General features: G+C 58.7%; 11 protein-coding genes. 2 read left to right on the forward strand and 9 right to left on the reverse strand.

The genetic code is table 11. The features are described from left to right. Window positions 1-10: 10 nt before the first annotated feature. The 6 genes from Thiowin_RS07785 to Thiowin_RS07810 form a co-directional block, all read right to left on the reverse strand. Entirely contained in the window at window positions 11-1,087 is a 1,077-nt protein-coding gene (locus Thiowin_RS07785) for a pentapeptide repeat-containing protein (protein ID WP_328987176.1), read from the reverse strand. Then, entirely contained in the window at window positions 1,084-4,791 is a 3,708-nt protein-coding gene (locus Thiowin_RS07790; protein WP_328987177.1) for a DUF2169 family type VI secretion system accessory protein, read from the reverse strand. The genes Thiowin_RS07785 and Thiowin_RS07790 overlap by 4 nt, the downstream gene beginning before the upstream one ends. Window position 4,792: 1 nt before the next feature. Further along, entirely contained in the window at window positions 4,793-7,153 is a 2,361-nt protein-coding gene (locus Thiowin_RS07795) for a type VI secretion system Vgr family protein (protein ID WP_328987178.1), read from the reverse strand. A gap of 84 nt (window positions 7,154-7,237) precedes the next feature. Continuing rightward, entirely contained in the window at window positions 7,238-7,642 is a 405-nt protein-coding gene (locus Thiowin_RS07800) for a DUF4150 domain-containing protein (protein WP_328987179.1), read from the reverse strand. 52 nt (window positions 7,643-7,694) lie between these two features. Continuing rightward, window positions 7,695-8,321 carry a DUF3540 domain-containing protein gene (locus Thiowin_RS07805; protein WP_328987180.1) on the reverse strand — a complete coding sequence of 209 codons (627 nt, stop codon included), beginning with the start codon at window positions 8,319-8,321 and terminating at the stop codon, window positions 7,695-7,697. A gap of 229 nt (window positions 8,322-8,550) precedes the next feature. Further along, window positions 8,551-9,204 carry an SEC-C metal-binding domain-containing protein gene (locus Thiowin_RS07810; RefSeq protein ID WP_328988031.1) on the reverse strand — a complete coding sequence of 218 codons (654 nt, stop codon included), beginning with the start codon at window positions 9,202-9,204 and terminating at the stop codon, window positions 8,551-8,553. Between the two features lie 105 nt (window positions 9,205-9,309). Here Thiowin_RS07810 and Thiowin_RS07815 point away from each other — a divergent pair, with 105 nt between their 5' ends. Next, window positions 9,310-9,450: a hypothetical protein gene (locus Thiowin_RS07815; RefSeq protein ID WP_328988205.1), complete on the forward strand. Its 141-nt coding sequence runs from the start codon at window positions 9,310-9,312 to the stop codon at window positions 9,448-9,450. Window positions 9,451-10,045: 595 nt separating this feature from the next. Here the strand turns inward: Thiowin_RS07815 and Thiowin_RS07820 are convergent. The 3 genes from Thiowin_RS07820 to Thiowin_RS07830 form a co-directional block, all read right to left on the reverse strand. Further along, window positions 10,046-10,396 carry a hypothetical protein gene (locus Thiowin_RS07820; protein ID WP_328987181.1) on the reverse strand — a complete coding sequence of 117 codons (351 nt, stop codon included), beginning with the start codon at window positions 10,394-10,396 and terminating at the stop codon, window positions 10,046-10,048. 662 nt (window positions 10,397-11,058) lie between these two features. Then, the gene (locus Thiowin_RS07825; protein ID WP_328987182.1) at window positions 11,059-11,250 is read right to left on the reverse strand and encodes a hypothetical protein; all 192 of its coding nucleotides are present in this window, start codon (window positions 11,248-11,250) and stop codon (window positions 11,059-11,061) included. 185 nt (window positions 11,251-11,435) lie between these two features. Then, the gene (locus Thiowin_RS07830) at window positions 11,436-12,923 is read right to left on the reverse strand and encodes a DUF3375 domain-containing protein (protein ID WP_328987183.1); all 1,488 of its coding nucleotides are present in this window, start codon (window positions 12,921-12,923) and stop codon (window positions 11,436-11,438) included. 256 nt (window positions 12,924-13,179) lie between these two features. On the opposite strand from Thiowin_RS07830, the gene Thiowin_RS07835 reads away from it, so the two are divergent. Continuing rightward, window positions 13,180-13,818 (forward strand): PilZ domain-containing protein, encoded by a 639-nt coding sequence (locus Thiowin_RS07835; protein ID WP_328987184.1) that lies wholly within the window; start codon window positions 13,180-13,182, stop codon window positions 13,816-13,818. Window positions 13,819-13,828: the final 10 nt, after the last annotated feature.

Raw genomic sequence — 13,828 nt, forward strand, 5'->3', positions numbered from 1 at the left:
TGGATTGGGGCTATTGGGGTGGCTGAAAGCGCTCCGCCTCGGCCATGTCCGGATCGGGGCCACGCAAATGCAGCAGATTCGCGCCATCGAAGCGCGTTTTCTCGTCGATGATCCCATGGGTGCAGGCAAGAAAAAGATTTGCCTGGCTGAAGTCCGACCCGGACAGGTCGGCATGGCTGAAGTCGCAGTTGTAACAATCGCTGTCCAAAAAAAGGGCGTCACGGATTTTGGCTTTGAGAAAACGTGCGCCGCGCAACTTGGCCTGACGGAAATCCCCGCGCGCGAGGTCCGCCTCGCCAAAAAAGGCCATGCCGAAGTCGCCCTGGCTGGCTTGCACGGTGTCCAGCTTGGCCCCGGCGAACATGCATTGTCGCGCAATGATGTGCTCGAGCCGGGCGCCGGTCAGGATGGCGCCTTGAAACACACAGGTGGAGACATCGGCGGCGGCGAAGTTGCAGCCGGCCAAATTGGCCCCGGAGAAATTGACCGAGCGCAGCGTCTGACCCGAGAAATCATGCCCGGCGAGTTGGGCGGCCGAGAGGTTGACGTGATCGAAGCCCGCGCCGCGCAGCTTGCAGCCGTCCATTTTGGCTTTGCGAAAGGTGACACGCTCGAGATGCGCGTTGGAAAAATCCGCCTCGCCGCAGTCGGCATCCAGGAGCACGCTTTTGAAAAAGCTCGCGCCGGTGAAGCGGGCTCCGGCGAGGCTGGTTTTGTCCAGAAACGACCAGTGGATGGTCGCGCCGTCGAAGCGAGCGGCGGAGAAGTTGGAGCCTGATAGATGGCAGCGCAGAAAGCGCGAGCCGGTGAAGGAGGCGCCGGAGAAGTCCATGCGCCGCAGCAGCAGGTCGGTGAAGGCGCAGCCCTCGAAGCGCGCCGCGCGAAAGCTGCAATCGCGAAAGCCGATTTTTTCCAGCGTCAGGGCGGAGAAGTTGGTCCGGTCGAGGTTACAACCGTGGAAGCGCCCGAGGTGCAGCTTCATCTCCGAGAGATCAAGCCCGGAGAGATCGGCGTTCTCGATAGTGCGGTTGGCCGCGAGCGCGGCGAGAACCTCCTCTCGCGACAGCCGAATGGGTGTATCACTCATGCGATCATGCCCTCGCGGCGCATGACGTCCTCGCGACCGGCGATGAAGCTGCGTTTCAGATTGGCGCCCTGCATGCGCGTCTCGCCAAACACGGCCTTGAAGAAGTCCACCGCGTAGCAGTTGGCGTCGCGCAGATCGGTTTTAACCAGGCGCGTTTGGCGCAGGGATGACAGCATCAGGTTGGCATGGCGCAGGGTCGCGCCCTCCAGGTTGGACTTGGGGAAGCGGCAGCGGAACAGCCGCGCCTTGGCGAGATTGGCGGAGCTGAGATCGCAGCTCTCAAAAATGGTGCGTTCCAGGTTGGCGCCCTGAAAATCCGCTCCGGCCAGGTTCGAGGTGCGACAGTAGCCATGTTTCCAGGTCACGCCGCGCAACACCAGCCCAGGAAAGGCCGAGTCATGGGAGATGCGGAACTTAAATAGCTCGGAGCCAGCGAAACTGACCTGCGCTCCCGTGCAGCCGTGCAACAGCAAGGCATCCGTGGTCAGGCCGAGAAAGGAGGCCTTGTCCAGGCTCAGTTTTTTGAACACGGTTTTCTCGAACCGAGCCCCATCGGCCTTGAGTCCTTCTGCCTGACCTTCGGCGAAAATGCTTAACAACACCCGAGCGTCTGTCAGGATGAGGCCATCCAGGACGGATTTCTGCACCACCAGTTGGGAGAAATCGGTATGCGAGAAATCGGCCTGCTTGAGGCTGGAGTCTTGGATCACAGGCATGTTGCCCCGTGCTTCGGTCAAGACAGCGTGATCGAGAACGCAGGTCTTGAACACAGGACTTAATAGTTCGCTCTTGGATAAATCAGCACCGGTGAAATCACATTGCTGCACCATGGTCCGATCAAAGCGGGCGCCAGAGAGATTGGTTCCCTTGAACAGGCAGTGGCTGACGCGCGCGTTCGAGAGATCAATGCCCGCGAGGTCCATGCCGGAAAAGTCCTCGCCCTGGATGGTGGCGCCGCGCACGTCGCCTTGCCCCTTGGCCGCGCCGATCACGAATGCCGGTGCTTGCGGCCGGAGCTTGGCCGGGTCGATTCCTGCCTTGGCAAAAGCGGCCTTGGCTTCAGCTGGAGGTTGGAACGCCTTGAGCTGGGCCATGCCCTGCGACTTTTGCGCATCGAGTTGGGGTCCCAGGTCGCGCATGCGGGCGATGGCCTTGTCGAACTCGGCTTCCTTGTCGGGAGGGAGAGCGCCCTTGGCCTTCATCTTATCGCGAACGGCCTTGACCTGATCCGCGCGTTCATTCAACTCTTCCGTCATGGGGCGCGGCCCCTTTGCGTCGGGGGCGGCACCTGTGAAGCCGGCGGCGGCCATGCGGGCCTTGGCCTCCTCGGCTTGTTTCATGAAGGGGGCAATGCGTTCGTCCATGCTGGCCCGTTTGGCGGCGATGCCTTGATTCACACCATCCTTGATCAAGGCCGCCATGGACACCGCGGAGAGAATGTCGGTGAGTTTTTTCGCGTTTTCGCGCGGTTTTTGTCCCGGGCTGTCGAAAATCAGCGCGTGCTTGCCCGCCCCCTCGGGAGGGAGCTGCTCAACAATCGCTTGGCGCAGATCCAGCCCTTTGATGTGCGCGGAAAAGACGTCCCTGACATCGGGCAGGCGCGCGAAACGGCATCCGCGAAAAGTCGCCAAGAATTGGGGCTCCTTGCCAGCCCAGGCGCCAGCTTCCGGGAGCACGACCACAGCCAGAGCGCCGGCCTGCAAGGCCTCCTTGGCCGCTTTGGCCAAGGGACCGGCGGGTGTGCGGCACACCGTGACATGCGCGAAATCCCCAGCTTCCTGTTCGGCGTAAGCGGCGGACAATTCGTCGGCGACCAGAACAAGAACTCCTTGTTCGCTGGCGGCTTCCAGAAACAACGGTGTATTCAGCGAGCCGGGTATCGACACATCGACGCCAGGGTCTGTCATCTCGCCGTCGCGCACCAGCAGACCCACGAGTTTTGCCCCGTCGAAACGCGGCATGACCAATCCGGCCGGGATGCTTAGGGTCTCCGCGCCGGGTTTGGGTTCGATCCCCCAGTCTCGGCTCTGCTCTTGGCGTGGTTGGGGGTTCCATGCTAGCCAGCGGTTTTTGATCGTCTCGCGTCGCAGGCCCAGATCGGTCAGCGCGCGCAGCCGTGACGCGTCAAGGAGAAGATCCAGCCGCCAGCTGGTGAGGAGGGGGAAAGCGCGCGCGTGGAAGGGTGGCTCGGGGGGTCTCGCGAGCAAGGTGTTTGGGTCCGAAATGCCAGCCTTGGCGAGGAGTGGCTCGAGTTCCGGGCGTTTCATGATCCCTTTGGCCTTGTCCAGCATCTCGGCCTTGCGCTGTTCAATGGCTTTGCCGCGCGCCACCAGGTCGGCGAGCTTGACCTGCATCTTGTCGGCCTGGGCGCGGGCTTTGGCGATGGCGCCAAAGTTGATTGGCGCGATGTGTCCAAAGCGGGCATGCAGGTCTTTGGCCGTCGCCTCGATGGTCTCGATGGCGGCGCGGGTCTGGACCAGCTGCGCGCCCATGAGTCGCTCCAGATCCGCCGCCTGGTAGCGCGGCACTGGAACCTGCCCTTGGTGTGCCGCCAGTTGGGCTTTGATCTTCTTGGGAAGGTTCAGTGTTTTCTTGGCCGCTTCGCCCATTTTGTCGGCGTACAGCGTCTGCAAGTTGGGGTCGAAAGGAACGCCGAGATCGGCTTTTCGCAGTTGCTCGTCCCGGTAAGCCGTCACCGGTGTGGGCTCGGTGGCGCTGTCCTCGTCCTTGACCAGGAGCCGGGCAAGGTCCGAGTATTGATCATCGCTTGCGCGTGTGAGGCCGCGCCAAAGGATCACGCCGCGCAGAATGTCAGGGAACAGCCACAGCGTCTCGGGTTTCAGCCCAACCTCTTCAAAGACCGCCTTGCTTAGGTCCTTGGGGTGTGCGATGTCGCGACGGGTCACAAAGGCGCGGACGCGGCGATGGGGAAGACGCGACCGGATCACGGGCCTTTCCTTGTGCATGCCCTCGATCTCGATGACCTCCCGGCCGTCGAAATGACCAGGAAGCTGCTGGTCCTCGGGAGCCATGCAGAAGAAGGCATAATTCATGTCATCGGGGAAGGCCGGCCAGCGCTGTTGCAGCCAGGCGTCGTCGTAGGTGCCGTGTTTCTTCGCGCGTGCCGGCCACATCATGTCGACTGAGCCAAAGGAGGCCGGCCTGGGCCGATCATCCGGCGTGGCGACCAAGGGTTCCCCTTCGACATTGGGCAGAGCGATGGGCGTGCCATCATCGGACGGTTTGTTGGCCGCGACGCCCTTGCCGAGTGGATTGTCGGCGAAGTCCGGACCGCCAAAGGCGTGCTTCCAGTCGATGGGCATGCGTGTGAAGGGGTTTGGCTCCGTCATCCGGTGTCGGCCAAGCGCGGCCGTCAGCCAGAATCTGTCGCCAAAGACGCGCAGGGTCTTGTCGATCGGGCCGCAGCGCAGCCGTACCTGGGTGGCGGGTGTGGGATGGCCGCCGGGAGCCACCGCCGCGCCCGCGAGAAGGATCTCCCCGTGGGGTTTAGGCCAACCCTGGTCCAGCACTAAATCGGCGCCCATCAAGGCGACCAAGTCTTTCCACAGATCTTGCTCGTTGTGGAGATCCTCGGGCGCCGTCAAGTCGAAGTAGAGCATCAAGCCGATGGAAAGATAATCCACCCCCGCGATTTGGATGGGGCGATTAAACAGCGCGTGCCGCCGTTCCTTGAAAATTTTCATCTCAGATCTTCTCTTCGATCCCAAGAATCTGAGTCTTGTCGCCGGCTATCTGGATGGCTTCACCAAGGACGGAGGTGCGACTGCCGATGGCGCTTGTTGATTCACCGACGGCCTCGAGGATGGAGCCTGCGACCTCATTCTTATCGCCGTTGATCTCGTTCACCGCGGCGCACAGTGCCTCGGAATTGACCGCGAGAGTCGAGACCTCGGCCGCCAGTTGTTCCGTGGAGACGCACAACATTGTCATGTTGGCCACAAGTTTGTTGTGATCACCAATCAGGGCGCTGATCTCCCCCTGTAGTTCATTTTTCAGCGCGCCGACCTTGTCCTCTTCAATGTGGAATTTTTCCTTCATCTCATGGAAGGTCCATTTCCAGCCGAGACCACATTCGCCCTTGACGATGGATTCCAGCTCGAAGGCACCGGCCAGGGATAGACCGACAACAAAGCCAAGTGTCACATCCTCCTTGGCCCCCGCGATCCCCTCGAACACATTGCCGCCAACCATGGTGGTGTCAAATCCACCCACCATTTCCTCGGTGGAGCCGTCGATAATGTATCGCTCGTCACCGTTTATGCGGGTGAATTCATCCCCATGAACAATGGTGCAGGAGTCGCCAGACTCGAAGGTGAGGGTTTTCTCGGATTTGATCTTGATGCCCTGGGTGTTGTCGTGCATGCAGTCGCCCTGGGGATCATCGACCTCCTTCTTGTTGTTCTCTTCTTCCGGCTCCTCTGGCTCTACTGGCTCTTCCGGGTCTTCTGGGTCTTCTGAATTATCTGGCGGATCGTCCGGGTCGTTCTTGTAGCCGACGCGAATGAAGGAGCCGGCCGTGGGCGAGTGCATCAGGATGCGCTGGCTGCCTTCCTCGTCCTCCATGTGAATCACATTGCCGCCGCCGGATTTCAGCCGAACCATGGTCTGGTTGGCACTGGTGACCGGGCTCGCGGTTTCGGGATTGGGAATGGCGCCGGCGATCACGGGCCGGTCGGGGTCGCCCTCAAGGAAGGCGAGCAATACCTCGGTGCCCTTATGCAGCGGGGCATGCATGCCCATGTCCTGCCCGGCGTAGGGTTGCATCATGCGGATGTAGGCGGAGGCCTTGCCATCGCCGCGCCCGGACAGATCATAGGGAAGTTTGACCTTGTAGCGCCCCTGCTGGTCGAGTTCGGCGTACTTGCCCGAGCCACTGGCGTCGATCTTGGCCGAGATGTTGCCATGGATGCGCGCCCGTTCGGTGACGCGCCGCGGGCGGAACTGCACCGATGCTGGGATGCACTCGAAGTGATTGCGGTAGAAGAGATTGTCCGTCTCCGCCAGGCCGGAAATCCCTAGACCCGAGAGCAGGTAGCTCTCCTGGCTGCCCTCGTGGCGCACGCCAATGGTCAGATAACGCTGATTGAAATCCGTGCGATAGTGACGCTCGAGAGTGAAGACATAGCCAGGGCGCAGAGCCGGGACCGTGGACAACCCCTGAAAGAGTTGCTCGCGGCACTTGAATTCCTCCGCGCGCACCTGTGCGAGCCGATTGCCCTCGGCGATATCCAGAAAGTGCTCGCCGTAAATGTAGATTTCTCCCCGGCCCTTGTTCGCGACCTGGGCTCGGCTGGTCAAATCCAGGCTCGGCTTCTCGTAGTTGTAGTCCTTGAGCAGCAAGTTGCGCGGCATGGGTGAGCGTTTGAGCGTGAAGGTCTTGATGACCTGGTCGGCCAGGGGCGCGTCCAGTCCGGTGGGCGGTCCGTACAGGAAGCTGTCGTGCCCAGGCAGGGGGCCGTGGGCGATCAGGGTATCCGAGGCGATCATCTTCTCGCCCTGGTCGCTTTGCTCGAACCAATAATAGAGGCCATCGCGTTCCATCCAACGCGAGACGAAGGCGAAATGTGACTCGTTGTATTGACAGAGATAATCCCAGCTCGGATAGGAGCCCTTGAGTTGGAAATCAAAATCCAGCCCGGGCGAGAGTCCGCCGTCCTGGAGCACATCACCCAGAAAGTCATCGATCTTTTGGTCCAGGAACACCTGATTGTGGTGCGTCAGGGTTAGCCACCAAAGCTTGGGTCTGAGCACGGCACGGTAAAACACCCAGGAGTCGGCCTGATGCAATTGCTCAAAGGATGCCAAAATGCCGTGAAAGGGCAGGTCGCCCTTGTCGCCATTGCCTGTGTTTCCCTTGATGGTCAAGGTGGCCGGGGCTTGCAGAATGGCCTCCAGGTTCAGGTCGGCCTGCTCCGAGACCAAGAGCACCTCGAAGCGGTAGAGTTCGGACAGCCCTTCCTCGCCCTGGAAGCTGACCACCGTGAAGGTGTCTTGAGCAACTGCCTGACTCTGGAAATGGAAAGCGTATTCAGAAAGCCGCGGCATGCTGGTCTCCGGAGGATCTTTGGATTGTAGGTGCGAATGCCTGGGTGGTCTGGGTGGGATCCAAGCGCCAGGATCCCGAGCGCGCTACCCAAGGTTCAGGACAGTGATCTGGCTGGGCACGATGCAGACACCTGGGGCGTTTGGCAGCATGCCCATGGCGTTCTGGCCAGTGATGGAGGTTAGACGCTGCATGGGGGTGCCGTCGGCGAAAATGGTGAGGCTGCCCAGCTCGTAGTCGGTCTGTCCGGCCTCGATGTGCGAGACCAGCCCCAGCATGACGCCGGGTTGATCACCCACGCTGACCAGTCCCATGGACAGCTGGTTGAGACTGGGTGTGCAGCTGGTCAGCACGTTGTAGGCCGCCGGCGCGGAGGCCGCGGAAAAAGCGATGTCCGGATAAGGAATGGGGAGTGGTCCTAGCGGGGTCGGGGTCAGGCACACGTCGGGAAAGCCGAGGTCCATGCCGGAACCCATGGATAGCGCGAACATGGCGATGACTCCTGGAGGTCGCTCCCTTGGTTATCGTGGTTGCGCTTGGGACTTAGCCCAATTGCACGGTCTCTCCATCCACCTTGACTTGCTCCTGGGCCTGGATGAAGGTTTCCCGGCTTTGCAGCACGGCGGTCTTCTCCACCAGCAGGCGCAGGTTGGCGCATTGACACTCCTCGTCTTGGTGAACAAAGCGTTGGGATCGGGTTAGGCGTTGCACCAGTTCGCCGATGGTGGCATCCATCTGGCGCGCCAGGGTGACGATGCGTTCGGCCTGGGTGCGCAAAGCGCGCGTGGTCAATTCAACCAGGCCGATGTTGGCGTCGGCCCCAGCGGCCTGGAGGCCGATCCGTGTCGTGACGCACAGCAACTCTTGCTCAGGGGCCAGGGTCAGCCGGCCGGAGCTGTGGAGCACGCTATCCTGGGGCAGATTGAAATGCGCGACTTCCTCGCTGGCGGCTCGCTCCAGCACCGCCAAAATGTAGTGATCACCGGACTCGGCGACGCTGAGCAGCACCAGGTCGCCAACCTCGGGGCGCAACAGGCAGGACGCTGCCTGGCGGGCAGTCAGGATGCGCTCGTCGAGACGCAGGTCCCAGGCGTCATCCAGGCAACGCCGAACCTCGGCTTGATGCAGGACCAGACCCAGCAGGCCCGGGCGCGATGGATTGGGTGACATCGATCACTCCGACTTGGATAACGGCTAGCAAGATTACAGCTCGCGCAGAGAAGTCCTTTAATGACCCTGGCTGAGTCCAAGTGGGTGATCCACGCTCAGGTCGCCGTCCGACTGACGAGGCGGCGCGCTGCCTGTCGCTCATCCCGGGCCAGGGATTGAGATATGCCCAACTATAGCTGAGTTGTTGGATCAGCACATGGGTTTGGACATCGAAAGGCATCAATCGGCTCTATCTGGAAGCTCTACCAACCCTTGCCCCAGTCGGCTGTCGGGTCACGCAGACACCTTGCCACAGGCTATGCCCGAGCAGCCCGCGCCTGGCCGGGTCGAGCCGGCGCAGTTCGGCAGGCGAATTCTCAGATCTTTGTTGTGCATTGGGGTTTTGGTTGGAGCGCAGCGCGGATCGCTCGGATGCGGCCGGTTTATCGAGGCAACATTTCTTGTACTTCTTGCCGCTCCCGCAGGGGCATGGATCGTTGCGTCCTACCGACTGGTGCGCATCATTGCGGCCGGTGCGAGAGAAATTGCGCCGCAGATAATCGCGATAGAGTGCTTTGAGTCGTGCATGGCGCGCGCTGAAAAAGTTCGTGAAACTCTTGGCTTTGAGTGCCGCGATGATTTCGTCCAACAGGTGCTGGTCAGCGTCGGCGGCGTTTTCAATGCGCGCGGTTTTCTTGCGATAGTCCAGAAAGACGGCTGGGCCGTTGATAATGGAGTCCTCTGTATCCCGCGTGCCGATAATTTCCATGCAATCCACCAAGGCATCGGTGCAAGAGCAATCGGCTTTGACGCAGTAATGATCGCTGAGATAGAAAAGCCGGTCGTCAATTTTCAGCTGTTTGATCTCCCCATAGGGCAGAATCTTCAAAAAGCCCACCATCATGGATCGTTGCTCGATCTCGTCCGCTGGGAATTCGGCCTGGATCTTCTCATTCGGTGTTTCATCCGTTATTTTCCGCTTACGCGCATGTAGATCGGCTTCCAATTCTTGCCACTGGTCCTCACTCAATGCGTCGGCAAAGATGGCCCCGACCTGTCCTGCTCGGCTGGCCTTGGACAAGCCACGGGTGTCAAGGCAGCGGCGCGCGAGGTCGAGGGTGAATTGAATCTCTTGGCCATCCAGCGCTGATTGATCCGTCGCGCAAGCCTTGTCTGGCGTCTGTGGCGAAAGCGAAACGCGGATTTCCTGGCACCGGCACACTGGGTTTGGGCAGACGCGCACCTCGATCAAATGTCCCTGACCGTCAATGGTGCAGGTGCTGTCCGAGAGGTTCAGGATCAATGAATGGTTTTCTGGAGAAGTCATCATTCTTATGGAGTATTCCTAGTTGGATTTTGGGATCCACCTGACTGGGGAATGGGCTAGATTGTTCATCACATCGTCCTCGTTCCAGCGCTCGAAGTAAGCGAACCAGGCCGACTGAGGATTACGGAGATGGTTGATACCCCCCGCGTATGGCAACAACGAAAAGCGATGCTAATTCTTTGTCCGTCTAACGCCATGCTCAGCTGTGCCGTTTGAGCTAGAGCGAAACCGGCTTCGGCTGGAGCACCGTGTTAGGCATTAATTAGGTTAACTCAAATCCTCAGAATTAATACGAACCAGACTCCTTTAATTTACCTCAGGAACCAGGCCTCTTTAATTTTTTCCTTTGATTTACTTTGATTTCCTTTAATTTTGTGGTCTGACCTGGGTTTGCTTTATAACATTATTTGTATCCTCGCTAACTCAACCTCTTCGACAGTTCGCTTACACTTTTAGAGCCTAGTTCAGTGGTTACATCCAGAATCCCTTGCATAGATTGAGAAGCTAAATCTATGAGAAATAGTGGAAATGATGGGTCAAATATCCCTCCTCCTGCCACCTGTTCAAGCGCCTCATCACTTAGTTCACCATTGTCAGCCATCTGTTTTACTTTTTCATGGGCGGCTATTATGTCTTCCACTGTGACACCATTGTCTTTTAAAAGAGCCAGTAAAGAAGCTTTGTCTTTTTGTTCAACAAGCTCGTTGCATCTTTGGCTTAACTCTGCGTCTTCACCTAGTTTTGTGAATAACGCTTCAATTGTTTGCATTTAATTTCCTCTTTGAATTTTGAAATAGAGTTGAAAATCTGACTGAAAATCGGGACAGACCCTGAGGTATCCCCACGAAATCTCACGCATCATCAATTGCTTGGCGAGGAGATCCTGATCAAGCAAGGCCTCAGCAATGCCCGGCTCGTCATTAGTTTTATTTAAAAGGAAAAGTTGTGGGGGGAGCTCAAGGACAGACCACGTTTTTAATGGCACCCTGCGCCATAAACGTTACACGGTTGTCCTTAAGCGATCATTCGGTAAAGTCAATTCCTCGGAATGATATTATAGCTGGTCCCTGTAGTTCTTTAATTCGCTTGGCAGCCCCAGCCTGCCTGCACCCGATCATCGGCATACACTCACCGCTGATGATCGAGGTTGATGATCTGGCCCCAGGGCCGCTCCCTCGGCAGCGCGACCCATCATGTGATGCATCCCGGTGGCAAGGCCTAAGAGACCAGCCCGGTCAATCTGCTCAAAGCCCAGGGCCGGCGCCTGGCCCGTTTCGAGACCATGGGTCACACGCCCGGAAACAGCGCACCATTGCGGCCACGCACGCCGCCGGCCACACGCACGCTGGATCCGCGGGTGCAAGGGTCCTAAGGAGCGCCGGCGGCCTTTAAAGGCTCGATGCCCGCTTGCTTCAGCAAGGCGAGGTAGTGTTAGGCGCGCTGCTCGGAGAGTTCCCGCGCCCGGCGCTCTTCCTTGGCTTGGCGCCTAGCCTGCTCGGCCTGGTGCTCATCTAGTCTCCCTCGTAGTGAAACGAGGTGACTAACGCCGACCACTTCCTTGAGCGGCATCCAGGCCCGAAGAATGGTTTGTGGTTCGGGCACCGTCTTATGTGTCAGGGCCACCAGTGTCTCATGTTTAGCTAACACCAACCATCGCGGTCGTTCATTTGATGGGTGAGGAACCCGCAGATGCAGACCTTGTGCGCAGTCCGCTGGATGCTTGCTTTAAAGGACTGACGGGAAAAACCAAGTGTTAGGAGATGGTTGCGAGTTTTTGACCCCTGCCTGATTGATGCGGATGCTGGGTTTCAGGATGTTGTCGCTCTTTTGCGCTGCGATGGTGCCGAGCGCAGAAAAACCACCTGTGGTAGCTTCGCCTGGCGGGTCAGTCGCGTACCGTCTGGCCTGGTGGTTGTCCAACATAGCTCGTCTGTCTTGTTCTCGTGCACGGCTGAATCGAAGCTGTCCTCGGCCAGTTGCAGGTAGGTGAGCAGTTCGGCCAGTCCTTGAGTCAGGGGCCAGTGCTCGGTCAACTCGCGCAGGCTGATTTGATCCCGTCGTTGCAGGGCCTGGCGAATCTGACGCGCCAGGCGTGAGCGGTCGACCACCACTTGGGAGTAGAGCGCGGAGGCGTCGATTTCGGGTTCTTTCGCGTTTTGGATCAAAGCGGTGATGGGGATCTTTGCCTTGGGCTGGTGCAGCGGGCGTTCTAGAGGCAGCTCAATGCTCGCGGCGGTGTCGTCGATGGTCATGAGGGTGCCGCCGGGTGGCGCATCGCGCAGGGCCAGGGCTTTGCTCTCGATACCGCGCAGAATGTCCATGATACGGCGGTTCTCGAGCCAGGCCTGATCATCGAGAAAGCGCCTGAGTTGACGGCTTAGGTCGGCAACTGTGCGCTGCGTGTGTTCGCCGGCATCCAGCCAGTCGTAGTGGATGCGGCGGGTGCGTGGGTCGGGATCGAGTTCGGCGACGGGTGCCAGCGCCAGCACATGCTCGAGCTGCTCGGTCAGCTCCTGCTGGCGCCGGCTGGACATCAGGAAATCCCAGAAGGCGCGAAAATTGCGCCCTTGGTCGGAGTCGGTAATGGAATCGCGTTGACCCATGATCTCGGTTAGCAGTTCGCCCTTGGCACCGTCCCAGAGGGTGATGCGCTCGCGCACCCGGCGGTCGAGTTGGCGGAAATTGTGCTCGACTTGGCGAAAATCGCCCAAGAGTTCACGCGCCAGCGCCATGAATTGCAGAAAACGATCCTTGAGCGCAGTGTCATCAAGCAGCGGAATATCGCCATCTCGAATCCGTGCCATCTCGGCGTCGATGGCATCTCGCTTGCGTTTCAGTTCGGCCGTGCGCGCGTCCGGGTCGGTCTCACTGCCCTCGGTCATTTGCCGCAGCAGCTCAAAGAGTGTCAGCAGGCGCGATTCAGTGCCTATGAAATGACGCTCACTCAGACTGCCCAGCCAGGCAATGGCCTTTTCGGTCGCTGGGGTCAGGTCGAAATAAGGCTCGTCCGTGCCCTGACGGTAAAACTTGCGTAACCAGCCTTTCTCCGGCGCCGCCCATTCATTCAAATAATCCAGTGCAGGCTTGGGAAAGACGGGTGACTCCTGCTGCTGGCGCAGCGCGAACAGATGATCCTCCAGTGCCTCGACCAACTCGGCCTGAACGATGATGCGCTGATTCGGCTGCACGAACACAAGATACAAAAAACTAGCGATCAGCGGTGCATGATCCGCGCGTAACAGCCGCCAAGCGGGATGATGCTGGCGCAGGATTTCAAGGCTGGGATAGTCGAGCACAGGGAACTGACCTTCTGTGTTAGTGATTGCGATTTGTCATGCAAACGATTGGCGGGCCAGCCGCGGCCTGGGAGTAGGCGCAGTCTGGATGTAAACGACGATAATCGAACATTAGGCGCGGACGAATCGGAGTCTGTCCCGAGCGGTTCAACACAACGCACAATCCCTGCTATGATGACTGGAAAATGAAAAAATGATAGTAGGTGTTGACATGACGGATGGGGATCGGAGAAGTTCTCGCGCAAGGCTTGAAAGCGTGTCTGACACTCAAAAGAGCCCTCAGGAATTATCCGTGTCCTGTGGCATTCGCTCGACGATTCAGATCTCAAACGACTCTGAGCGTGTGATGGGTCGAATCGTTGGCGTTAGCGATGGCGAGGTGATCATGGTGCGGGTGGCGCCAAGTGAAACATTTAGGGATATCCGCGACAACTGGCCCGATGTGATCATGAGGTTCGCGGTTGAAGGCAATGTTTATGGGTTCAAGTCTCCAATCTTAGGCACCCTGGAGAACCCATCGGTGGTCTTCGTGAAATGGCCTGACGATGTTAAATCAGTTAAGCTTCGTGTGCATGAGCGGGTCCCGTGTTTTTTGAATGCAGGTATGACCTGCAATGATCAAAGACGTGATGTGGTCATCACGGATCTTTCCGCCGGTGGTTGCCGAATTGCCTTTAGCAAGGGTGGAGAAGCCGCCGAGCTTGGGGTGGAGGTTGAACAGGAGATTCTGCTCGATATCTCAACCGCAACCGCTGGTTGTCAGACAGTTCGGTGCAAGATCAAGAGCTTGACGAAAGAAAAAAGCCCAAAATGTGGCGTGATGTTTGAACATTTGGATCAGGATCAACAGTTGGTGATTGATCAGCTGATGGATGACATCAAGGCGATTTGGTAAGCCAAGAAAG

The sequence above is a fragment of the Thiorhodovibrio winogradskyi genome, from assembly GCF_036208045.1.
Taxonomy (GTDB): Bacteria; Pseudomonadota; Gammaproteobacteria; order Chromatiales; family Chromatiaceae; genus Thiorhodovibrio; species Thiorhodovibrio winogradskyi.

What these genes read in the sequence shown, in the direction of transcription:
- Thiowin_RS07795 (WP_328987178.1), bottom strand. Translation starts at nt 7,153, where the DNA reads ATGCCGCGGCTTTCTGAATACGCTTTCCATTTCCAGAGTCAGGCAGTT.
- Thiowin_RS07805 (WP_328987180.1), bottom strand. Translation starts at nt 8,321, where the DNA reads ATGTCACCCAATCCATCGCGCCCGGGCCTGCTGGGTCTGGTCCTGCAT.
- Thiowin_RS07820 (WP_328987181.1), bottom strand. Translation starts at nt 10,396, where the DNA reads ATGCAAACAATTGAAGCGTTATTCACAAAACTAGGTGAAGACGCAGAG.
- Thiowin_RS07790 (WP_328987177.1), bottom strand. Translation starts at nt 4,791, where the DNA reads ATGAAAATTTTCAAGGAACGGCGGCACGCGCTGTTTAATCGCCCCATC.
- Thiowin_RS07785 (WP_328987176.1), bottom strand. Translation starts at nt 1,087, where the DNA reads ATGAGTGATACACCCATTCGGCTGTCGCGAGAGGAGGTTCTCGCCGCG.
- Thiowin_RS07800 (WP_328987179.1), bottom strand. Translation starts at nt 7,642, where the DNA reads ATGTTCGCGCTATCCATGGGTTCCGGCATGGACCTCGGCTTTCCCGAC.
- Thiowin_RS07810 (WP_328988031.1), bottom strand. Translation starts at nt 9,204, where the DNA reads ATGATGGTGGGCTTTTTGAAGATTCTGCCCTATGGGGAGATCAAACAG.